Source organism: Rhizobium sp. A22-96, assembly GCF_053521805.1.
On record NZ_JBNWDQ010000002.1, the window covers coordinates 627435 to 650473 of the forward strand.

A 23039-nucleotide genomic window follows, 5' to 3' on the forward strand; every position below is an offset into this window, starting at 1 on the left:
TCTGATCAGCCCTGCAAACGCATCCGCAGGGCACGAGTCGGACCGAACTGGCGAATATGCCAGACTATCTTGGTCATAAGGTCCTCCTCTCTTTTCTCAACAGGTTTGAAGACTGGGCGCTTCCATTAGCATCGAATGTTGCGATTTACAATTGCGCAAACCTCCTGATACCGCCTCATAAGCGCAAAAAAAGAGGCGATGCCGAAGCATCGCCTGAGTTTGCTGCGTCGGTGAAACCGCTTAGAACTTCTGCGTCAGCGTCAGCTTGAAGGTTCTGCCGGGCTCGGAATAGTAGGCCGAAGGCTGTGTGAGACCCGTGGACGCGACGTTGAGCGAGTCGTAGTAGGTCTTATTGAAGATGTTGTAGACACCGGCACGAAGCGACAGCCCCTTTACCTGCTCCGGCTCCCACCAACCCGTCAGATCGAAGATGCCGTAGCCGGGAGTACGGAAGTTATCGCCCGTCTTCTTCGGCTCGCTCGTCGCGGTGACGAAGGTCAGGTCCGTTCCCCAGATTTCGGTCGCATAGCCGACGGTAAAGGCGGCCTTGGCCGGAGCCACGGAATTGATCCACTCGCCGCTATCCGAGTCCTTGCCGTTGACGTAGGCAAGGGCGCCCTTGATGTGAATGCCGTTGTCAAACCTCTTATGCGCGTTCACTTCGACGCCGAACATGCGGACATTGGCGCGATTGAAGTATTCGGTGATCCCGAGTGGATAAGTCCTTGTCGGATCGGCTGATGTGACCGAGTCGATGAAGTTCTTGTATTTGTTGTAGAAGCCGCCGATATGGCCGCCGAAATCGTCATCGCCAAGATTGGTGCCGATTTCGATGCCGTTGCTGGTCTCCGGCTTCAGGTCGGGGTTGCCGTAGCTGACATAGCCGCCGGGCACGCCGTAATTGACATAGAGCTCGCTGACGTTAGGCGCACGGAAGGCCATGGCCCATTGTGCATAGATCTCGACATTATCCTGCGGCTGGTAGGAGGCGCGCAGCTTCGGCGAGAAGCGGCTGTCCGACTGGCCGGATGGCAGGCCCTGATAGTTGGCGCTGTCGCGGAAGGCAGTCGTGTTCTTCGGCGAGTAATCATACCAGTCGAAGCGAAGGCCAGGTGTCAGAGAGAAATTGCTGGAGCCAAACTCGATCTTGTCGTCGATGAAGGCACCGACACGCTTGCCGTCGACATCGGGCATATCAGACTGATTGGTGTGCAGGAATGCGCAAGTCGCACGCCAACGGGGAAGAGCGCAACTATCTACGCCGGCAGAATACTGATGTACCTTGTCGAAAGCTGTGTCGAGACCAAAGGTAATCTTGTGATGCAGGCTGCCGGTGTCGAAGGACTTCGACGCGTTACCGTTAAAGCCAATACTGCGGTCTTCCATTTCGTTGCTGCGCGAGTAGTCGCCGATGACGGAGGTATAGCGATAACCCTCAAGACCTTCTTCGCGCAGGAGGTTCTGCCAATAGAAGACGGCATTGGCCGTATCGAGCAGGGAGTCAGCGCTTTCAGCGTCATACTTGTAGTCGAGCGAAACGCGATTGCGTTCGGTATTGTCGTTCGTATCGTAATTGCCCGGGCGGAGGTTTCCGGTTGGGCTTTGCGAGTGCATCGCATCGATGTCTTTATCTTTATTGTAATGCTCAGCCGTGACCCCGAAGGTGCCGATATCGGTATATTGGCGGATCTTGAAGAGGCCGCTTCTCTGATTGTAGTCGGCCGGATCCGCCTTGGTGCGCTTGGTCGAGTAGCCGCCGACATCGCCGTTGTTTTGAAGCTCATGACCGCGCGTATAGCCACCTTCGAAAAGAACGGCCGTATTGTCGATGCGCTTGGCAATCGCCGCCGAACCGCCGACACTCCGGTCATCGCCGTTATAGCCGAATTTGAAGACGCCGCCCCATGTCGAGCCGGGCGCGATCAGATCTTCCGGTTCCAGCGTGCGCAATACGAAGGCGCCGCCAAGAGCGCCCGAGCCGGCACGGCTGGAATCGGCGCCACGCACGACATCGACGCTCGAAAGCCCGTTGAAATCAAAACTGTTGACGCCGCCATCCGCACCGCGAGAGACATCAAGCAGAAAGGGGATCTGGATGCCATCGATCGTCGTCAAGACGCGGTCGTCGCCGAGACCGCGAATGTTGATGCCGCCTGTGGTGCGGTTGAAGCCGACGCCGACTTCAGTGCTGCGACCGAGATCCTCGATGCGGCTGATCTGGTTGTCATCGATGTCCTTTGCCGTCGTCTGGCTGGCGGTCGGAGAATCGGCAAGCACGTCCTTCGTCGCCTTGCCCTTCCCCTTGACCACGATCGGCTTCAGGCTCGTGACACCCTCACTCTTGGCCGTATCGCCAGTCGCCTGATCATTCTGGGTTGCTGTTTGGGCAAAGGACGGCGTCGCCAGCCCAAGAGCCAGAAACGCAGTGCATGCCAAGAGAGCCGAGCGGGAGCGCCGGACAACCATAACCATTCCTTTCGAACTGCTTTACCGGGCTGGCTGGTTGCTGCGTCAAAAGCAGACAAGGGGCTGGCTGGGCTGATTTTGTTAACAAGGCAGAAATATTCCGCCCTCTTTCTGCCGCATAAAAAACATGAGTATTATTGTCAATATATCAGTCGCCAATAATCATGAATAAAATGATCATGTTTAAAGGCAAAGACAAAAAGTTGCTGAATTGCAACGAAATGGTCGGCTCAAGCGTTCTATCGGCATCATCATTAGAATTGGCTGAATTACTTGATGCTGTTTAGAATGATTTCACTAATCTCTACTGTTGTCGTGCTCACGGCCGCTGCACTTCCGCAAACCGGGCCTATACCAGAGCAAAAACCGGACAAGGCACAGACACAGCCAGCCGACGCTCCACCGATTCCGGCGGAGAAGCCTGTAATACCCGAGGAAAAACCAGTCGCTCCCTCCGAGAAGCCGCCGACTGCGACGGATGAGCCGGCGCCCGATCAGACGCAGGCTCCGGCCGCCCCGCCGCTGACGATCGCCTCGGAATCAAGCGAAGAGCATGAGACATGCCTCAAGGATCTCACAGCCATGGGCGCCACCTTCAAGGAGATCCCCCGCATCGATGACGGTAATGGCTGCGGCATCGACAAGCCGATTGCGCTGTCCTCACCGCTGCCGGGCATAGCATTCAAGCCCGAAGGCAAGATGCGGTGCGAGGCGGCGCTGGCGCTGGCCCAATGGATGAAGGAAAGTGTGATCCCTTCGGCCGCCGCGCTGGAGAACGGCAAGATCGTCACAATCAACCAGGCCTCGACCTATATTTGCCGCCTGCGCAACAATGCCTCAACCGGCAAGATCTCGGAGCACGCCCGCGGCAACGCCATCGATGTCGCGAGCTTCACCTTCGAAAACGGCAAGACCATCGGCATCGAGCCCCGGCGCGAAGATCCGACGCTGACCGGCGCATTCCAGCGCGCCACGAGCGCCTCGGCCTGCCTCTATTTCACGACCGTGCTCGATCCGGAAAGCGATGCCGCCCACGAAACGCATTTCCATCTCGATGTAATCGAGAGGAACGGCGGCTTCCGGTACTGCCACTAAAGCAATTCCAGGAAAAGTGCGCAGCGGTTTTCCGTCCGGAATTGCGTGAGAACAAAGAGATAGAGCGGTTCAGAGATTCCGTGAAAACTGAACCGCGCCAGAAGGCAGTTCCACCAGAATCAGAACTTAAAACAATCCTTCGATGTAACCCTGATCATTGAGGAAAATTCGCTCCGCCGCCGGTGATTTCGGCAGGCCGGGCATGGTCATGATCTCGCCGGTGATGACGACGACGAAGCCGGCCCCGGCCGAGAGGCGAACCTCGCGAACCTGCACCACATGACCCTCGGGTGCACCGCGAACATTCGGATCGGTCGAGAAGGAATATTGGGTCTTGGCCATGCAAACGGGCAGATGGCCGTAGCCCTGATCTTCCCATGAGCGCAGCTGGTCGCGCACGGCCTTATCAGCCGTAACCTCGCCCGCATGATAGATCTTGGAGGCGACGATCTCGATCTTTTCCAGCAGGGAAAGATTGTCGGGATAAAGCGGCTGGAATTTCGCCTGACCGGATTCGGCAAGCTCCACCACCTTATGCGCGAGGTCTTCGATCCCGGCCGAGCCTTCGGCCCAGTGGCCACAGAGGATCGCCTCGGCACCAAGCCTTGCGACATAGTCCTTCAATGCCGCGACCTCGGCTTCCGTATCCGAGACGAAATGATTGATGGCTACGACAACAGGCACACCGAACTTGCGGACATTGGCAACATGACGGCCAAGATTGGCGCAGCCTTTTACCAGCGCCTCGACATTCTCCTTGCCGAGATCGTCCTTCTTGATGCCGCCGTTCATCTTCAGTGCGCGCACCGTCGCAACGATGACGGCCGCGTCCGGCGAGAGGCCGGCCTTCCGGCACTTGATATCAAAAAACTTCTCAGCGCCCAGATCGGCGCCAAAGCCGGCTTCGGTCACGACATAATCGGCAAGTTTCAGCGCCGTGCGCGTGGCAATCACCGAATTGCAGCCATGGGCGATATTGGCAAAGGGGCCGCCATGTACCAATGCCGGATTGTTTTCCAGCGTCTGCACGAGGTTCGGCTGCATCGCATCTTTGAGCAGCACCGCCATGGCGCCATCAGCCTTCAGATCGCGGGCATAGACCGGCGTGCGGTCGCGGCGATAGCCGATGATGATGTTGCCGAGCCGCTTTTGCAGATCCTTAAGGTCGGAAGCGAGACAGAGGATCGCCATGACCTCGGAGGCGACCGTGATGTCGAAGCCGCCTTCGCGCGGAAAACCATTGGCAACGCCGCCAAGGGAGGCGACGATATCGCGCAATGCCCGATCGTTCATGTCCATCGCGCGGCGCCAGGTGATGCGGCGGATATCGATGTTCTGCTCGTTACCCCAGTAGATGTGGTTGTCGATCAGCGCCGCAAGCAGATTATGGGCCGAGGTGACGGCGTGGAAATCGCCGGTAAAATGCAGGTTGATATCTTCCATCGGCACGACCTGCGCATATCCGCCGCCGGCCGCCCCACCCTTGACCCCGAAGCAGGGACCAAGCGAAGCCTCGCGCACGCAGACCACAGCCTTCTTGCCGATACGGTTCAAGCCGTCGCCGAGGCCGACTGTCGTGGTGGTCTTCCCCTCGCCCGCGGGCGTCGGATTGATCGCCGTCACCAGGATCAGCTTGCCATCCCTCTTGCCGGACTGCGCGGTGATGAAGCTCGCGCTGATCTTCGCCTTGTCATAGCCATAGGGAGCAAGATCTTCCGCCGGAATGCCGAGCTTGGCGCCGATCTCGATGATCGGCAGCTTCTTTGCGGCTCGAGCAATTTCTATGTCGGATGCCACCGTTGCCATAAGACCTATCCCCAACATGCAGTCATTTCCCTGTCGGGATAACCCAATACGTATCCAGTGTGAATAGCCGCGCTTCACTGTCCCGCGCGAAACACACTGCCTTGTTGCCAAACCAAGGCGGGCTTATTATTCCCAGGCAAATACAGGATAGAAAAGGAAAATACATGAAGTCCCTGGAACTACTGGTCGAGCGCATTATCCTCTCCAGCCGCTGGCTCCTGGTCGTCTTCTATCTCGGCCTCGCCGCCTCGCTCGCCGTCTACGCGGTCTCATTCGCCTTCAAATTCTACAAGGTGACGATCAACGTCTTCCAGTATGACGAAGCGGACATGATCCTCGCGATCCTCGGCCTGATCGACGCCGCGCTGGTGGCAAGCCTGATTGTGATGGTGATGATTTCGGGCTATGAGAATTTCGTGAGCCGCTTTGACGAAGCCGAAGGCGAGGTTTCCTTCCTCGGCAAGCTCGATTCAGGTAGCCTGAAGATCAAGGTTGCATCCTCGATCGTGGCGATTTCCTCAATCCATCTGCTGCAGATCTTCCTGAACGCCACTCAATATGACAACGCCAAGCTGATGTGGTTCACCATCATCCATCTTGCCTTCGTCGTCTCGGCACTGCTGCTCGGCTTCCTGGAAAAAATCATGGCGAAAGCCAAGGGCAAGGAGAGCTGACGCAGGAGACGTCGGCTATTTGCCGGCCATCGCCGATACGTTTGTGATCGGTCGGGGTGCAACGCAATTCGAGATCGACGGATTGTCCCCGCAACTGGCGACCGATACCAGTGCCACGGCATCCGCAAGTTCGGTCGTCAGCTTCAGCTTGAGAGCATCCATCTGCGAAATCAGATGGATGCCGCTGGGGTCCGTTCCGAGCATCAGATCGACGAGCGACTTGTCGATGCCCATCTTGTCGAGAAACCCGACCAGCCTTGCTCTCTGCGCCTTGTCGAGCTTGGTAGTATCGTACTTGCCGACGAATTTGCGTCCGATCTCCTTCTTCGACAGGACCTTGCGCTTGCCATCCACTATTTCATATTCGGTGCGGTACTGAACGCGCACCTCGCTATAGGTCGTCGTGATCTGATGAACACCGAGAAGCGCGAAGGGGCTGGACACACGCTGGACGCCGCCGGAGAAAAACAGCGGGCAGGCAGAAAAGCAGATCGCGCCCGCGGAAAATGGCTCGCCCTTGATCGAGCCGTCCTTGGCGATCGCAGCCGAGCAGATGGGTTCGGCATATGGGCACGCCCGTGAGCGGGTACGGCCAACCGCAACGGAGAGCTTCTGCTTCCGGATGGCATAGGCCATCTCCATGGCCGCCCGCACATCGCCGCCCGGCGAACTGACCACGATCGGCAGTTTACGATCGCCGAGCCGTTTCAGAAACCTCTGCAGCTTCCTTGGCGAATCCGGCATGATCTGCCCTTCTGCGGAGATCCAGTCCGGACAGCTACTGTCGGCGCGGCATTGGCCCATATCGCCATGAACCAGCAGGAAACGCATCGGCGAACCGCCGGCGACCTCCGCCGCTTGCGAAGGCGCGGGCGAAAATACCAGAAGCGAAATGGCAATCAGAAACCACAGCGCCGTTTGACAACACCGCACTGCAACATGCGGCCGGAAGCGAAAATTCATGAGATATACGCCTGGAAGCGATTACTTTGGCAAGACCGATAGCAACCGCTTTGGGCCTTCGCAAGGCAGACCTATAGCCCGCCGCATCATTTACCGAAAGACAACTCGCTTCTGCGCTGCAGGCGGATAAATCCTGGGTCTTAGTAAGACTTCGGAACCATCAGATTTAGCTGAAGCCAGCCACGGCAAATCTTGGGGTACTCATCATACCATTCCAAGCCAAAATCGGAGGAAGATAATCACAAGACAGACTTCCATCAAGCCCCAAAACCATATTTCAGATCGCACGACGACGCCGGAAAGATCGCCTCGAATATGCTCGGAGAGCCGATCCGTCATTATCGGTTTCCATTCCGCAGGCATCCGATCGACGTGAAATGTATGCCCCTGTCGCAATCCGGGGTGCTGGAGACGAAATTTTCATCAACAAGGCCTATTTTGGCAAAAAGTCATACAAATCCGCATGTTGGAATATTAAAATATATGAAAATGAAATTATTTCTGGTCCTGTGGTATTTTTGCGTCTAGCATTCACTCATAAATCGGGTATTTGATTGCGACAACACGCTGTGGGCGCTTCTACTCATATGTCCTATATCATCACTGCTGAGAGACAATTGCTGCTTTCCGCCGAGCTGGCTTCTGCTCGGACTCAAGCAGCGTTTGCCAAGGCGCTGGAGCGAACGGGAACGGCCTTTGGCTTCAGCCATGTGGCTTTCATGAACGCCCCGGTCCCGGATGATTCGATGATGACGCCGCTGCTGATAGAAGGATCGGTGCCCGTCCAATTCGTACGGGAGTTCGATCGTCAGCAGCTGGTTCGCCGCTGTCCGATGTTGCTGTGCACACGCGATTCAGTGATGCCGCGATCCTGGCACCTGCTTGAAAGGGATGGCGCGCCGGACATCGACCTGCCGCGTGAGCTCTATATGTTGCTCATCAACTACAATTGCCCGATGAGCGTGATCATTCCGATCAACTCCTCGAACGGACAGCGCCTTCTGTTCTGGTTCATGGGCAATCGCAACAGTCTCGGCCAGAGCGAGCTCAACGAACTCACCATGATCATGCTGCAGGCACTCGACGCCTATAATGGCTTGAAGCGTAACGATGGTGCGATGCCAAACACGCTTTCAGCGCGCGAACTCGAAGTCGTGCGCTGGACGGCACAGGGCAAGACCTCTGTCGAAATCGGCCAGATCCTTTCCCTCTCCGACCATACGGTCAACGCCTACATGATGAACGCCATCAAGAAGCTCGATTGCGTCAACCGCACGCAGCTCGTTGCGAAAGCCATCCGGCTCAAGCTGATCAGCTAACCGCGGCGAACTTCGCCGCAGTCTTTTCCCATCATCGCTCGACAATGCCTGTGCGACCCGCTCCGCCGAGGGCGTGATCGGCTTCGCTTTTAGCGGCCGCCCAATACTGTGCGGATTTCCACCAGGTTCGAGCGCACGCGCAAGATATGAAAGCCCATTGTCGCCAGATGGCTCGGCATGAATGAGCTGTCTTCAGGTCCGTTGGAGATGATGAAGGGCTGGATGCGCAGCGCCACTTGCAACTGCGTTATCGTATCAGCCCAAAGCGTGCCGACGCTGCGCTCGGCTATGACCTGTTGGAAATCCGCGCCGGCGGCGCTCAGAATGCCGTAGCTGGCATAAAGCTGGCCGTAAGCGAACCAGAAACGATCGTCCGCGCGCGTGTCCAGCCAACCATAGCTGTGATCCGCGGCACGCTTGGCCAATATGTCTGCCGTACTGCCAAGATCGTTGGCAATGTGATCGACAAATTGCAGGAGATTATCGGCACGTCCGTCGAAAATAGCCTTGCAGCTGCCAAGGTCGGTATTGAAGCTGCGCAAATTGGCAATTGCCGCGCGATAGTAGCTCGGCGTCGGCGTCTTCGGGCCGAACGGATGCAGGCCGAAATACCAGCTCGACTCGTCGAACTGCAGGTTGCCGCGCGCTTTCTGCAGGTCGCTGTTGATGCCGGAGGTTCCGCGCACGCGGCCGATCGTGTCGACCAGCTCCGCCGAGGTGCGGCGGACGACCGAGTTTATGCCTCGCTGGAAAGACGCCTTGTTGTCGAGAAAAGGCGTGTCATCCCATGACATCCCGAACAGCCCGAGCTTGTAAAGCAGCATCGAGGATATCCAGGCGTTCTGGTTGACGTTGAAATCGGTAAGATCTGCGGCGACATCGACGACAGCCGATGTTTGGCAGGTCTTTGGCGCCACGGCGGCGGCCTGTTGCCCGCTTGCTGCTGGCAATTCCTGTCCGGCAGAAAACTTGCGGTCGGAAAACTTGTAGACATCCGGATAGGCGGTATTGAACCCGCTCCAGATCTGCGTCTGCCAGACAAAATAGATATAGAGCAAGGCGAGCAGGGTCACGAAGCCGACGACCGGCAGCTTGATCAGCCAGTTTCGCTGCCGATACCAGCCATGCGCCGCCAGAAACGGCCAGGAAATACCGACGAAGACCAATCCCAGCCACCGTGCAATGGCGCCGCCCATCCGCCTCAAAACCGCTGTGATCGAGTCAAGCATGGACACGCCTCCTAAACCGTAACGCGCATCCCGCCGATATGCGAAGGACGCACTACACTGAACCTGCGCATTGGCCTTCCCGAAAATCTCGTTCGATTTCCGTGCCGTAAGACCCAGTCGTCATTCGCGCTCAAGCAGATATGTGTTCTTGAGAGAAACAACAACCGTCTGCACCGAATTTTCGACGCTGGAAAGCTATCACTCCTCCGGTTGCGCATCGCCTGAAATTCCCTCTGCCTCTGCAGGCACGGGCAGCAGATGCGGCTCCAGCCGCCGCGTGAACACCCTGTCGACATGCGCCTTGCGTGCCGCCAGATCATGCCCGGCCAGCACATTCGATTCGAAGGCCTCGATCAGGCTCTGGGCCGCTTCAGGTCGAACTGTCGTCAGTGACAGCGGATCGACCTCCAGCTCCAATGCCTTCAACAAAGCGATCCGCTGCTCGATGTCGATGGTGAGCTTGCCTGCCATGGCCCCGACGGCGGCGATCTGCCTGTTCAAAACCCCCGCCAATCCTTCATACATATCGATGAGACGCTGTCGCACCGTTCGGCCTGCCTGCAACTCCCTCTCGCGCTTGCGAATTTCATCATGCTCAGCCAGCAGAACGCGATAGTCCTCCTCAAGCTCCGCATGTATATCGACCTGGCGTATCGAAGGCAGACTACGCCGGTGATCGACAATCCTCACCGTCATCGCATCGGCACCGCGTTGCACCTCCTCAATCTCGAAATCGAGCTTCTGCCGCCGCTCGATCACGCCCTCGAGCTGGAGCTCACATTCGTGAAAGCACTGCGCGAATGCGGGACGAGCCTGTTTTAACAGGAGGTCGAGCGTGGCTGAGGCATTCAGGGCTGCATCGAGATAGGCAATGATTGCCTCGGGTTTTGCGGGGCCGCTTGTCAACTTCCTGCGCAGCACGCCCGCATTCTCGAGGCCTGCCTTTTCGTCAAACAGCCGCCGGTGCTGCAGATCGGCCTGCGCGGTCACGCCGTCGAGTTCCTTGACCAGCGACAGTGCAAGGGACTTCCACCGGTCCAGCAATTCGATGGCCTCGCGCACCAGTGCTTCCTCCACCGGGAAATTGACGGTGTCGAGGCCTTCGCCCCTGGCATGCCCGCCCAGCATCGCCACCGCCGCGCTCGCGCTGCCGATGGCGTCGTCGAGCGTCACATGTGCCTTGTCGAGCGTACCATCGAAGGAATGAGGTATGGCCATAAAAGCAACTCTCCCCTGCCTCTCGAGGCGAGACTAGCTGCTTCCGCGCGACATGAAAATGGCAGGGCCATATTATTGGGCGGCGGTCGGATTCCTCAGATAGGCAATCAGATTGTCGAGATCCTTGTCGCTCTTCAGGCCGGGAAATGTCATCCTGGTGCCCTTCACCAGGAATTGCGGCCCCGGGAGATATTTCCGCAGGAGAGCTTCGTCCCAAACCTTGCCGCCAGCCCCGAAGGCTTTCATCGCGGTTGAGTAATTGTAATCCGGAAAGGTGGCGACCGGGCGACCGACAATGCCCACAAGCGATGGCCCGACGCGGTTCTCTCGTTCGGTCGCGGTATGACAGGCGGCGCATTTCTTGAAAACGGCAGCGCCTGCCGCCGCATCTCCATCCGCAAAAGCGGCAGAACCGAAAGCGAGCATAGCGGCCACAAACGTCAGACAGAACAGTTTCATCATGCCTCCCGATCAGCTCAGTCTTGGCTAATCCCGATTACCTTGACGACAAGAGAACACCGAGACCATCCGCCGGAAAACGAAAGCGATACGGAGCCTCACTCCTCCGATATCGCCGCTTCCCAATGGCGACGGCAAAGCGAGACATATTTGTCGCTGCCGCCGATCTCGATCTGCGCACCCTCGCGCACAACCTGGCCAGCACCATCCAGTCGCACAACCATCGTCGCCTTGCGGCCGCAATGGCAGATCGTCCGCACTTCTCGAAGCTCATCCGCGATGGTCAGCAACTCCTGCGATCCGGGAAAGAGCCTTCCATGAAAATCCGTGCGCAGCCCATAGGCCATGACGGGCAGTCCAAGTCGATCGACGATATGCGCGAGTTGCCACACCTGTTCACGCGTCAGGAATTGCGCCTCATCGAGGAAAACGCAATTCAGCGGTTCGTCCGCGTGCATTCCTTCGATCAATGCATAAAGATCGTCGGTCGGCTCGAACGGTATGGCATCCATCGTTAGGCCGATACGCGAAGCAATCTTGCCGCGACCCGCACGATCATCCAGAGCGGCGATGAGGGCGGCGGTGCGCATGCCGCGTTCCTGGTAGTTGTAGGCAGCCTGCAGCAGCATGGTCGACTTGCCGGCGTTCATCGTCGAATAATGGAAGTAAAGCTTGGCCATGACATTCTCCTTAGATGCTTCATGGGTGCTCCGGGACGATAAGAAAAGATATTCTCGGCGAAAACCACAGGAAACAGGATCGATTCGGTTGCGTAACGCCCACCTTCGCAACCTTCAGCCCGAAAAATGGAGGCGTCGCAATCAGCCCCCTCAAACCGGCGCAAATACACTGTGATCGGTTGAAAATGTCAGTTATTGATGGTTGCTTGGGAACGTTAAACTGGGAGTCACCTAATGATAAAAATGACCCTTACCGCAGTCGCTTTCGCTTCAGCTCTTTCGGCCCTGACATTTGGCGCAACGGCGGTTTCCGCTGCTGAGCCCGCGAGCTGTAGCACCGTCCATTTCGCGGATGTCGGCTGGACGGACATCACCTCCACCACCGCAACCGCCTCGATCCTCCTGAAGGCACTCGGCTACGATACCGACGTCAAGGTCCTCGCCGTACCGGTGACCTATCAGTCCCTCAAGAACAAGGACATCGATGTCTTCCTCGGCAACTGGATGCCCTCCATGGCCGAGAACATCAAGCCGTTCGCCGAGGACAAGTCGGTTGAAACCGTGCGCGCCAACCTGGAAGGCGCCAAGTACACGCTGGCGACGAACGAAAAGGGTGCCGCACTCGGCATCAAGGACTTCAAGGATATCGCCACCCACAAGGATGACCTTGACGGCAAGATCTACGGCATCGAGCCCGGCAATGACGGCAATCGCCTGATCATCGACATGGTCGACAAGAATACCTTCAACCTGAAGGGCTTCGAAGTGGTCGAATCCTCAGAGCAAGGCATGCTCGCCCAGGTTTCCCGCGCCGACAAGGAAGGCAAGCCGATCATCTTCCTCGGCTGGGCCCCGCATCCGATGAACACCACCTTCAAGATGACCTATCTCTCCGGCGGTGATGACGTCTTCGGACCGAATTACGGCGGCGCGAACGTCTTCACCAACGTCCGTGCAGGCTATCTGCAGGAATGCCCGAACGTCGGCGCCTTCATCAAGAATCTCGTCTTCTCCCTGCCGATGGAAAACGAAATCATGGGCAAGATCCTGAACGACGGCAAGGAACCGGAAGCAGCAGCAACGGAATGGCTGAAGGCCAATCCGGCAGCAGTTACGCCCTGGCTCGCCGGCGTCACCACCAAGGACGGTGGGGATGGCCTGGCGGCGGTCAAGTCCAAGCTTGGCTTGTAATAGTGGATTGAGGGGCGGCTAAACCGCCCCTTTCTCTTGCTTGGACGGACTGCTTCCTTCGCGTCCCGCCACCCCCGGGCACTAGTCCCTGTGGCGCGACAGACCGTTATTCTTCGGCGGCACCTTCCGGAAATACGAGATCATCGGATAAGCCGCCCCCAATCGTGGGCAAAGACGTGAACTGGTTAAACGATTACCGCCTCCCCATCGGGCCATGGGCCAAAGCAGTCGTCGATTGGCTGATAGCCAATTTCACTTGGTTCTTCGACGGCCTTTCCTTCGTTGTCGCGCATGGGATCAATGCGCTGCTGTTTCTCCTGCAGGCGCCACATCCGCTCATCGTCGTCGTCGTTTTCGCGGCCGTCGCCTACTGGATGCGCCGAAGCATCACCATCACGGTACTGACCTTCATCGGTCTGCTCATCACCATCAACCAGGGTTACTGGAAAGAGACGACGGAAACGCTCGCACTGGTGCTGGCCTCTACTTTCGTCTGTATGCTGGTCGGCGTGCCCATGGGCATCGCCGCGGCGCGCCGTCCCTGGCTCTATGCCATTCTGCGTCCGATCCTTGACCTGATGCAGACCATCCCGACCTTCGTCTATCTGGTGCCGGCGATGATCCTGCTTGGCCTTGGCATGGTGCCTGGTCTCGTCGCGACGGTCGTCTTTGCCATTCCCGCCGCCATCCGCATGACCCGCCTCGGCATCATCTCGACGCCGCCCTCGCTCGTGGAGGCAGCCGAAGCCTTCGGCGCGACACCACGGCAGGTGCTCCGCAAGATCGAGCTGCCCTTCGCCGCGCCGCAGATCATGGCCGGGCTGACACAGACCATCATGCTGTCCCTCTCCATGGTCTCCATCGCCGCGCTTGTCGGCGCGCCCGGCCTCGGCGTGCCCGTGCTGCGCGGGCTGAACAGCGTCAACGTCGCCAAGAGCTTCGATTCCGGCTCCTGCATCGTCATTTTGGCGATCATCCTCGACCGCATGTTCCGCGCCCCCGGCGAAGGAGACCGCTCATGACCGCCGCCGTCGCATTCAACAATGTCAGCATTATCTTCGGTGATCGCCCGGACGCTGCGCTGAAGCTCGCTGATGAAGGTAAAACGCGCGATGAGATCGGCAAGGCAACCGGCATGGTGCTTGGCGTTGCCAATGCCTCGCTCGAGATCGAAGAAGGCGAAATTCTCGTGCTCATGGGCCTTTCAGGCTCAGGCAAGTCGACGCTGCTGCGCGCTGTCAACGGCCTGGCGCCGGTGGTGCGCGGGAATGTCATCGTCAACAGCAAGACCGGTCCCGTCGATCCCTATGCTTGCAGCCCCAAGGCCCTGCGCGATCTGCGCATGCATACCGTTTCCATGGTGTTTCAGCAGTTCGCATTGCTGCCATGGCGTACGGTCGCCGACAATGTGGGTTTCGGCCTTGAGCTTGCGGGGGTCCCCGACGCCGAGCGCAAGAAGCGCGTCGATGAACAGCTCCAGCTCGTCAATCTGACGCAATGGGCCAATCGCAAGGTCAACGAGCTTTCGGGCGGCATGCAGCAGCGCGTCGGCCTCGCCCGTGCCTTTGCAACCGGCGCACCGATCCTGCTCATGGACGAGCCGTTTTCCGCGCTCGATCCATTGATCCGTACCCGCCTGCAGGACGAACTCCTGGAGTTCCAGCGCCGCCTGAAGCGCACCATCCTCTTCGTCAGCCACGATCTGGACGAGGCGTTTCGTATCGGCAACCGTATCGCCATCATGGAGAGCGGCCACATCATCCAATGCGGAACGCCGCAGGAAATCGTCAAGAACCCGGCCGATCAATATGTGGCTGATTTCGTGCAGCACATGAACCCGATCAGCATGCTGACTGCGCGCGATGTCATGCAGCAGGGCGTCGGCCATTCGACATCGGGTGGTTCGGTAACCGCAACAGCCGCCGCGGCCACCCCGCTTGTCGATATTCTCGATGCGCTGACGCGCCAGCCCGGCAATATCGGCGTTGTTGACAATGGTGCGATTATCGGAACGATCTCCGCGCAAGACGTCGTGGCCGGGCTCACCAGCCACAGACGAAAGGAGTAGTCGTTCACGCCTGCTCCCGTATTCATGGAGCCGTTAATGAACGATAAACCATCCGTCATCCGCGAAACTGATGAGGATGCGCGCAAACAGGCGCGCGTCCTCATAGACACGGCCGCTCACGCAGCACTTGCCGTCATCGATCCGGAGACGGGTTTTCCCTCGGTCAGCCGTGTCCTGACCGCCACCGATGCCGACGGTGCTCCCGTCATTCTCGTCTCGGGCCTTTCAGCACATACCAGGACCCTTTTGAAAGATCCGAGGGCATCCATCCTCTTTGGAGAACCGGGCAAGGGTGACCCCCTCGCCCATCCTCGCCTGACCATGCGCTGCCGTGCCGAGCGCGTCGAGCGTGAAGGTGCACCGCACGAGCGGATCCGCGGACGTTTCCTTGAACGTCACCCGAAATCGAAGCTTTATATCGACTTCCCGGATTTTTGCTTTTTCCGCTTCATTCCGCTCGATGCCAGCCTGAACGGCGGGTTCGGAAGAGCCTACATCCTGTCCTCAGAGGACATCGCGATTCTTTAAGCTGAAAACAAATTTCTGACTGCAGTAAGACCGCGTAATAGTGCGAGAATTAGTAGCCCGACACCCTAGCGTAGCATCGACCATTATTGGTAGGTTGCATCTCAATTATTCCGGAAATTGGCATATTTGTGGCCCGGAAATGCCCACAATCGACCTAATTTGGGTCATTTCGTGCCCCTGAGGGACATTGATCACCCATAATTCCATCGCTTTGCTGTCATACATACATACCTAAAACAGCATACTCGATACCTTAAATTTAGGTATATACAATCTTCGGCCCCTCTTGGTATTGTTAGATATCGGTTTGGGACCGGATTAGAAATAGCACAATTTCTGATGTACGCTCCACATTTGGAAGTTTAAAACATGAAGACAAGAAATTTGGCTGAACATTCCAATGTTGCGGCAGCATTATTATCAGCAATGGCAAACCCAAAGCGTCTTTTGATCCTTTGCAGTCTTGTTAAGGGCGAAGTTCCTGTTGGCGTTTTGGCCAATCAGGTTGGATTGAGCCAATCGGCATTGTCTCAGCATCTTTCGAAGCTGCGCGCTCAGAAGCTCGTAAAGACACGTCGCGACGCTCAAACGATTTACTACTCCAGCACTTCGGAATCGGTCATTCGAGTTCTCGAAACGCTGGAAGACATTTATTGTGAACCTGAAAAAAGTAGATCGGCTGCTTGAAGGCTTTAACAAGCTTGAAGTCTGCCGGCGAATGGTCAGATGGGAACAATATATAGCCCTGAAGACCGCCTTGCTTTCATCACCAGGTGTTTAACTATTTTGGCCGGCAAATCTCCGATTTGCCGGTTTTTTCATGCGCTTTTCAACAACGATAGCGCTGGCGCCGGCCTTTGCGACGAGTTTGACCCGACCGGCCGGCATTTGCTTGCGAGATAGCCAATTCCTGGCGCCCTTCCCTTTTCGGCCACCATCTTTGCCTTGACGCCAAAGGGCCGGCTGATAATTTGACCAGGCAGTAAATATAATCACGCGATGTCGCATCGCGATCGGGAAATGGCCCCCGAATGGCCATTGGAGAACAGCATGTCGGACCGTTTGAATGCCGCCCCAAATGATTTGCGCGCCTTCTGGATGCCGTTTACGGCCAACCGTCAGTTCAAGAAGGAACCGCGCCTCTTCGTCAGCGCCAAGGATATGTACTACACCACCCACGACGGTCGGCAGGTACTGGATGGAACTGCTGGTCTGTGGTGCGTAAACGCGGGTCACTGCCGGCCGAAGATCACCGAAGCCATTGCCCAGCAGGCCGGCGAGCTGGATTATGCCCCCGCCTTCCAGCTCGGCCACCCCAAGGCATTCGAGCTGGCGAACCGGCTGGTGGATATCGCCCCGGATGGCCTCGACCATGTGCTTTATACGAATTCCGGTTCGGAATCGGTCGAAACGGCACTAAAGATCGCGCTTGCCTATCACCGCGTGAAGGGCAACGGTTCGCGCACCCGTCTCATCGGTCGTGAGCGCGGCTACCACGGCGTCAATTTCGGCGGCATCTCGGTCGGCGGCATCGTCACCAACCGCAAGATGTTCGGCACGCTGCTGACCGGCGTCGATCACATGCCGCACACGCATCTTCCCGGCAAGAATGCCTTTACGCGCGGCGAGCCCGAGCATGGCGGCGATATCGCCAGCGAACTGGAGCGTATCGTCACCCTGCATGACGCCTCCACAATCGCAGCCGTTATCGTCGAGCCGGTTGCCGGCTCCACCGGCGTTCTGATCCCGCCGAAGGGCTATCTGCAGAAGCTGCGCGAAATCTGCACCAAGCACGGCATCCTGTTGATCTTCGACGAAGTCATCACCGGCTTCGGCCGCCTCGGCACTCCGTTTGCTGCCCAATATTATGACGTCAAACCGGATATCATCACCACGGCCAAAGGCCTGACCAATGGCGTCATCCCGATGGGTGCGGTTTTCGTCACCTCAGAGATCCACGACGCCTTCATGCAGGGACCCGAACATATGATCGAGTTCTTCCACGGCTACACCTATTCCGGCAACCCGATCGCATCGGCAGCCGCCCTTGCCACGCTCGACACCTACAAGGAAGAAGGCCTGCTGACGCGCGCAGCCGAGCTTTCGGACTACTGGGCCGATGCGCTGCATTCGCTGAAGGACTGCCCGAACGTCATCGATATCAGAAACACCGGCCTGATCGGCGCCATCGAGCTCGACCCGATTGCCGGCGAGCCCACGAAGCGTGCCTTTACGGCATTCCTCAAGGCCTATGAAAAGGGTCTCCTGATCCGCACCACCGGCGACATCATCGCGCTCTCGCCGCCGCTGATCATCGAGAAACACCACATCGACGAGCTGTTCGGCAAGCTTCGCGAGATCTTGCAGAATAATATCTAAGGCATAGGCTCCACCAAATCTACGCCCCTCCTACCCCCTTCTGCTCAAACAGATTGGTCGGGTATGAGGGGCGATCCATATGCGAGGAAGAACAATGACCACCAAACTCGAACGCTATATCGACCAGGGCGTGGGCCGTGAGCCGGCGGATATCGTGCTGAAGGGCGGGCGGTTCTTCGATCTGGTGACGGGAGAGCTTGTTGCCTCCGACATCGCCATATGTGGTGATCGCATCGTCGGCACTTGCGGAGAATACAAAGGCCGCGAGGAAATCGACATCTCTGGCCGCATCGTCGTGCCGGGTTTTATCGATACACACCTCCATATCGAATCCTCGCTGGTGACGCCGCATGAATTCGACCGCTGCGTCCTGCCTTACGGCGTGACCACCGTCATCTGCGATCCGCACGAGATCGCCAACGTGCTCGGCACCGAGGGCATCCAGTATTTCCTCGACTGTTCGCTGGAAACCATCATGGACATCCGCGTCCAGCTATCATCCTGCGTGCCGGCGACGCATCTGGAAACCTCAGGCGCCGATCTCCCGATCGAAAAGCTACTGCCCTTCCGCCACCATCCGAAGGTGATCGGCCTCGCCGAATTCATGAATTTCCCCGGCGTGGTCCACAAGGACCCCGTCTGCATGGCGAAGCTCGAAGCCTTCCAGGGCGGCCATATCGACGGCCATGCGCCATTGCTGCGCGGCAACGATCTCAATGGCTATCTCGCCGCCGGCATCCGCACGGAGCATGAATCGACCACCGCCGAAGAGGCATTGGAGAAGATCCGCAAGGGTATGCAGGTGCTTGTGCGCGAGGGTTCGGTCTCAAAGGACCTGCATGCGCTGATGCCGATCATTACCGAGCGCCTGTCGCCTCACCTCGCGCTCTGCACCGACGACCGCAATCCCCTCGACATCGCCGAGCAAGGCCACCTGGACTATATGATCCGCACCGCCATCGCGCATGGCGTCGAGCCACTGGCCATCTATCGCGCCGCATCGATATCGGCCGCTCGCGCCTTCGATCTGCGGGATCGTGGGCTTGTGGCGCCTGGCTGGCGCGCCGATCTCGTCATCATCGATAGCCTCGAGAATTGCAAGGCCGAGACCGTCTTCTCCGCCGGCCGTCGCGTCACAAACGAGCTCTTTGCCACACGCAAACCCATCGCTCCGGTCGGTCTCGACAGCGTCAAGGCCCGCCCGATCAATGCCGCCGACTTCGGCGTGCCTGTCACGGAGGGCGAAAGCTCGGTCATCGGCGTCACTCCCGGCAAGATCATCACCGAACATCGCCGCTATCGCCTGCCCACCAAGGGCAACCAGACCGATATCGATCTTGGCAACGACGTCATCAAGGTCGCCGTCATCGAGCGCCACGGCAAGAACGGCAATCACGCCAATGGCTTCGTCCAGGGTTTTGGGCTGAAGAAGGGCGCTATCGCCTCGACCGTCGGCCATGACAGCCACAATATCTGCGTCGTCGGTGTCAGCGAGGATGACATGGCGCTGGCCGCCAATCGCCTCAGCGACATCAATGGCGGCTTCGTGGTTGTGGAAAACGGCGTCGTCACCGGCGAGATCGCACTGCCCATCGCCGGCCTGATGAGCCTCGAGCCCTACGAGAGCGTGCGCGACACGCTGCATCACTTGCGCCAGGCAGCCTATGCCCTGGGCGCAACGCTGGAAGAACCCTTCCTGCAACTCGCCTTCCTGCCCCTGCCCGTCATACCGCACCTGAAGATATCGGACAAAGGCTTGGTCGATGTCGACAAGTTCATGTTGATCGGCTGATCAATCGCCTGGATCTTGGGCAGCCCGATATCAGGGCAGCTTTATTTCCAGCGTGATCATATATTGGCTGTAATTCGGAACAACCGGCGGCTTGTCGAATGAGTAGGATGTCATCCGCGGCGGCGTGGATGGCGGTTTTACGTCCGGCCTCCAGGAAGCCTTGATCGTCATTCTTTCGGAGGCACGAAAGGAAAGATCGAGCTGGCGATCCCTATTGGCTCCATCCCTCGATCGTTTGCCCGCCAAAGACCATTTGTCCCAGGTGGCGTTCACGCTCTCAATCGTCTGGGTGCCCTTTCGTTCATAGCCGCCGCCCAGCGACGCATTGCCGTCCTTGGCCGTCAGCGTATAGGCTTGTCCGGTAACTTTGCCGTCGAAATCCGTCGTGACGGTCGCGCCGCCTTCCAGATAGCGTTTGCTGTCATCGCCCAGGCGTGCATGGACATCGAAAATGATGGTCTTGTTGCCGACATAGACGCCGACATTCGGATTGGCGCCGTTCGTTCTAAAGCCGATATCGCTCTTGGCTTTGGTGTCGAGAACGATTGGGCGTTCCGTGGTTGGAAAATATTTGGCTAGCAAATCCTGCTGCGGCTTGGTCGGAGCGACCGGCTTGCCCAACGGGTCGAACGCACCCATCACCGTGCAGCGACGGCCGCTGACCCAGCTGTTGACGGCAAAGATGAGAGACCCGTCGTCCACCACCCCCGCGACACCCTGATGAAGGCTATTATTGAAATTGTAGCGACCGCAGCATGAGAGCGAATTCTCGCTTGCAGCCTCAAAAGAACGGCCGGTAAAAACCACCCCAGACGGCGATCCTGCTGCCTTGTCTCCACCCAGAATAGGACAACTGGAAAGCGGTATCAGATAGAGACGATCCGAGCCAGTTTGCGGCGTCTGGCCCAGCGGCCTCGTAAGCGGTGCTAATCCCATATTTGACCTGCCATTTTTCGATGTGTTGACGATGGGGGGAATATGGACATTGCGCGAATGTCCTACCGTTGATTGGCTCCGTTGCAATCTTGATGCGATCTTTGCGTGTCAGATGCAAAAAACTAGGTAGGCGAGCCCATTTGTCCAGTCGGAAAATTCCCGCCCGCTAAAGTAGAGCAAAAATTTATAAACTGGCTCTGCCAAGCTAGCGACATCGGTTACGGGAGGTGTCTATTGCTTTTCTCGCAGCAGGAATCCGGCTGGCGAAATCAGCTCAGCGACTAGTGTCGCCCTCATCAGGCCAACGACAGCCAGCTTGCGGATTGATCAAACAGCCTTCCCGCAAAATACATCGAGCGCGGCCAGCGTTATGTCCTTGCCGGTATGAGCAGCGCCGAAGCCCGGCATAGGCACGGCCTTCGCGATCTCGATCCCCGCCGGCACAGCAACCTTCACCGGCTTGCGGGACAGGTTGAAGACGAAGAACAAGGTCTCGCCATTCTTTTCACGCGTGAAGGCAAGCACATCTTCTTCGGTGTCGAGGAAGGTCATGTCGCCATCGCGCAAGGCAGCATGCTCCTTGCGGAAGGCCAGCGTCTGCCGATAGTGATGCAGCACGGACGCCTCTTCCGCCTCCTGCTTGTCGACGGCAAGCGCCGCATGCTGGTAGGGCACCGGCAACCATGATTTGTCGGCGGTCGTGAAGCCGGCATGGGCACGGCTTGCTTCCCAGGGCATGGGCGTGCGGCATCCGTCACGCCCCTTGAAGGCCGGCCAGAAGCGAATGCCGTAGGGATCGCGCAGATCCTCGAAGGCAAGCTCCGCCTCGGGAAGACCGAGCTCTTCGCCTTGATAAAGGCAGATCGAGCCACGCAGCGTCGAGAGCAGCGAAATCGCCAGCTTGGCGACGCGCGGCTGCTCGGCCTCCGTCTCGGCAAAGCGGCTGACATGGCGCTGCACGTCGTGGTTGGAAAAGGCCCAGCAGACCCAGCCGTCGACGACATTGTCCTGGAAGTCGCTGACACACCGTCGGAAATGCGTCGGGGTGAAATCCGGTCCGAGCAGATCGAACGTATAGCACATATGCAGCTTGTCGCCGCCGCTCGTATAGGCGGCCACGGTCTGCAGCGAACGAGCCCCATCGCCCACTTCGCCGACCGTCGTCCTATCCTCATACTGATCGAGCAACGCGCGGAACAGCTTCAGAAAATTGACATTTTCCGGCTGCGTCTTGTCGTAGAGATGGTTCTGCATGCCGTATGGATTGCTCTCCGGCGCATCGAGACCACCTGTGGCAACGAGTGCCGGCGGGTTATCCCGCAGCTTCTTGTCGCAGAAATAATAATTGACGGTATCCAGGCGGAAGCCATCGACGCCGCGCTCGAGCCAGAATTTCACGGCGGCCAGCACGGCATCCTGAACGTCGGAGTTGTGGAAGTTCAGGTCAGGCTGCGAGGTGAGGAAATTGTGCTGGTAATATTGGCGGCGCACGCCGTCCCATTCCCAGCCCGGCCCGCCGAAGATCGATAGCCAGTTGTTCGGCGCCGTGCCATCCGGCTTCGGGTCGGCCCAGACATACCAGTCCGCCTTCGCGTTGTCGCGGCTTGTCCGGCTCTCCACGAACCAGGGATGCTGGTCCGACGTATGGGAGATGACCTGATCGATGATGACTTTCAGCCCAAGCTGGTGTGCTGCGGCCATCATTTCATCGAAATCGGCAAGTGTTCCGAAAATCGGATCGACATCGCAATAGTCGGCGACGTCATAGCCCATATCCGCCATTGGCGAGGTAAAGAACGGTGCCAGCCAGATCGCATCGACCCCGAGTGCGGCGATATGAGGCAGGCGGCGGGTGATCCCCTTGATGTCGCCGAGCCCGTTGGCATCGGTATCTTGAAACGACCGCGGATAGACCTGATAGATCACTGAGCCGCGCCACCAGTCGGCTCCAGCCGCCTTCTTCGTCGATGTCATCAAACCGCCTCGATATCGCACAAGGCCTCCCAGTTTGCACACTCAGCCGCGACCGGCAAGCAGCAATCCGTCCATGGCAGGATCTCAACCATAACAAGCGTAAATTCGCAGTATCAATTTTAGAGAATTATCAATATGAAAACTCTCACACAAAGCCTCAGCGTCTTTTAGGGGCTTGAAAGCGACGTCGCTTTCGATAACTTCCCGCATTGACCTGCACGTACGGGTCACCTGCGGGATCAAAAACAGCCTTGTAAAACAA

18 protein-coding genes and 1 pseudogene are annotated in these 23039 nt (G+C 57.9%); 10 read left to right on the plus strand and 9 right to left on the minus strand.

What is annotated here, in order from left to right; translation table 11 throughout:
• Positions 1 to 240: 240 nt before the first annotated feature.
• The gene (locus tag ACQZ6F_RS09530; RefSeq protein ID WP_449091982.1) at positions 241 to 2466 is read right to left on the minus strand and encodes a TonB-dependent hemoglobin/transferrin/lactoferrin family receptor; all 2226 of its coding nucleotides are present in this window, start codon (positions 2464 to 2466) and stop codon (positions 241 to 243) included.
• Positions 2467 to 2754: 288 nt separating this feature from the next.
• On the opposite strand from ACQZ6F_RS09530, the gene ACQZ6F_RS09535 reads away from it, so the two are divergent.
• The gene (locus ACQZ6F_RS09535; RefSeq protein WP_449091981.1) at positions 2755 to 3561 is read left to right on the plus strand and encodes an extensin-like domain-containing protein; all 807 of its coding nucleotides are present in this window, start codon (positions 2755 to 2757) and stop codon (positions 3559 to 3561) included.
• Positions 3562 to 3687: 126 nt separating this feature from the next.
• On the opposite strand, the gene ACQZ6F_RS09540 is transcribed toward ACQZ6F_RS09535, so the two are convergent.
• The gene (locus ACQZ6F_RS09540) at positions 3688 to 5367 is read right to left on the minus strand and encodes a formate--tetrahydrofolate ligase (RefSeq protein WP_449091980.1); all 1680 of its coding nucleotides are present in this window, start codon (positions 5365 to 5367) and stop codon (positions 3688 to 3690) included.
• A gap of 164 nt (positions 5368 to 5531) precedes the next feature.
• Between ACQZ6F_RS09540 and ACQZ6F_RS09545 the strand changes: the two genes are divergently transcribed.
• On the plus strand, positions 5532 to 6041 hold the full coding sequence (locus tag ACQZ6F_RS09545) for a TIGR00645 family protein (protein ID WP_449091979.1): 510 nt from the start codon (positions 5532 to 5534) through the stop codon (positions 6039 to 6041).
• Between the two features lie 15 nt (positions 6042 to 6056).
• Here the strand turns inward: ACQZ6F_RS09545 and ACQZ6F_RS09550 are convergent, their stop codons facing one another.
• Entirely contained in the window at positions 6057 to 7004 is a 948-nt protein-coding gene (locus ACQZ6F_RS09550) for a hypothetical protein (RefSeq protein WP_449091978.1), read from the minus strand.
• Between the two features lie 587 nt (positions 7005 to 7591).
• Here ACQZ6F_RS09550 and ACQZ6F_RS09555 point away from each other — a divergent pair.
• A complete protein-coding gene (locus ACQZ6F_RS09555; RefSeq protein WP_449091977.1) occupies positions 7592 to 8323 on the plus strand; it encodes a LuxR C-terminal-related transcriptional regulator in 732 nt (243 codons plus the stop codon).
• 89 nt (positions 8324 to 8412) lie between these two features.
• Here ACQZ6F_RS09555 and ACQZ6F_RS09560 read toward each other — a convergent pair whose 3' ends face one another.
• The 4 genes from ACQZ6F_RS09560 to ACQZ6F_RS09575 all read right to left on the minus strand — a co-directional run bounded on the left by ACQZ6F_RS09560 (position 8413) and on the right by ACQZ6F_RS09575 (position 11909).
• Complete coding sequence (locus tag ACQZ6F_RS09560) at positions 8413 to 9552, minus strand: DUF2333 family protein (RefSeq protein WP_449091976.1); 1140 nt, start codon at positions 9550 to 9552, stop codon at positions 8413 to 8415.
• A 198-nt stretch (positions 9553 to 9750) separates the two neighbouring features.
• Positions 9751 to 10725 (minus strand): hypothetical protein, encoded by a 975-nt coding sequence (locus ACQZ6F_RS09565; protein WP_449091975.1) that lies wholly within the window; start codon positions 10723 to 10725, stop codon positions 9751 to 9753.
• A 117-nt stretch (positions 10726 to 10842) separates the two neighbouring features.
• On the minus strand, positions 10843 to 11229 hold the full coding sequence (locus ACQZ6F_RS09570; protein WP_077471832.1) for a c-type cytochrome: 387 nt from the start codon (positions 11227 to 11229) through the stop codon (positions 10843 to 10845).
• A 98-nt stretch (positions 11230 to 11327) separates the two neighbouring features.
• Positions 11328 to 11909 carry a thymidine kinase gene (locus ACQZ6F_RS09575; RefSeq protein WP_449091974.1) on the minus strand — a complete coding sequence of 194 codons (582 nt, stop codon included), beginning with the start codon at positions 11907 to 11909 and terminating at the stop codon, positions 11328 to 11330.
• Positions 11910 to 12143: 234 nt separating this feature from the next.
• On the opposite strand from ACQZ6F_RS09575, the gene ACQZ6F_RS09580 reads away from it, so the two are divergent.
• The 7 genes and pseudogenes from ACQZ6F_RS09580 (at position 12144) to ade (ending at position 19867) form a co-directional block, all read left to right on the plus strand.
• On the plus strand, positions 12144 to 13100 hold the full coding sequence (locus ACQZ6F_RS09580; protein ID WP_449091973.1) for a choline ABC transporter substrate-binding protein: 957 nt from the start codon (positions 12144 to 12146) through the stop codon (positions 13098 to 13100).
• A gap of 164 nt (positions 13101 to 13264) precedes the next feature.
• Positions 13265 to 14122 (plus strand): choline ABC transporter permease subunit, encoded by an 858-nt coding sequence (gene choW / locus ACQZ6F_RS09585; RefSeq protein ID WP_404944581.1) that lies wholly within the window; start codon positions 13265 to 13267, stop codon positions 14120 to 14122.
• Positions 14119 to 15168 (plus strand): choline ABC transporter ATP-binding protein, encoded by a 1050-nt coding sequence (choV, locus tag ACQZ6F_RS09590; RefSeq protein WP_077471835.1) that lies wholly within the window; start codon positions 14119 to 14121, stop codon positions 15166 to 15168. The genes choW and choV overlap by 4 nt, the downstream gene beginning before the upstream one ends.
• A 36-nt stretch (positions 15169 to 15204) precedes the next feature.
• Positions 15205 to 15856, plus strand: a pseudogene (locus tag ACQZ6F_RS09595) (HugZ family pyridoxamine 5'-phosphate oxidase); the annotation flags it as partial.
• Between the two features lie 209 nt (positions 15857 to 16065).
• Positions 16066 to 16383: an ArsR/SmtB family transcription factor gene (locus tag ACQZ6F_RS09600; protein ID WP_004116664.1), complete on the plus strand. Its 318-nt coding sequence runs from the start codon at positions 16066 to 16068 to the stop codon at positions 16381 to 16383.
• Positions 16384 to 16746: 363 nt separating this feature from the next.
• Positions 16747 to 18075 carry an omega-aminotransferase AptA gene (aptA, locus tag ACQZ6F_RS09605; protein ID WP_077471836.1) on the plus strand — a complete coding sequence of 443 codons (1329 nt, stop codon included), beginning with the start codon at positions 16747 to 16749 and terminating at the stop codon, positions 18073 to 18075.
• Positions 18076 to 18169: 94 nt separating this feature from the next.
• Positions 18170 to 19867: an adenine deaminase gene (gene ade, locus ACQZ6F_RS09610; protein WP_449091972.1), complete on the plus strand. Its 1698-nt coding sequence runs from the start codon at positions 18170 to 18172 to the stop codon at positions 19865 to 19867.
• A 30-nt stretch (positions 19868 to 19897) separates the two neighbouring features.
• Here ade and ACQZ6F_RS09615 read toward each other — a convergent pair whose 3' ends face one another.
• Positions 19898 to 20569, minus strand: coding sequence for a hypothetical protein (locus ACQZ6F_RS09615; protein ID WP_449091971.1), 672 nt, complete (start codon positions 20567 to 20569; stop codon positions 19898 to 19900).
• Between the two features lie 561 nt (positions 20570 to 21130).
• Complete coding sequence (gene bglA / locus ACQZ6F_RS09620; protein ID WP_449091970.1) at positions 21131 to 22777, minus strand: beta-galactosidase BglA; 1647 nt, start codon at positions 22775 to 22777, stop codon at positions 21131 to 21133.
• Positions 22778 to 23039 lie beyond the last annotated feature (262 nt).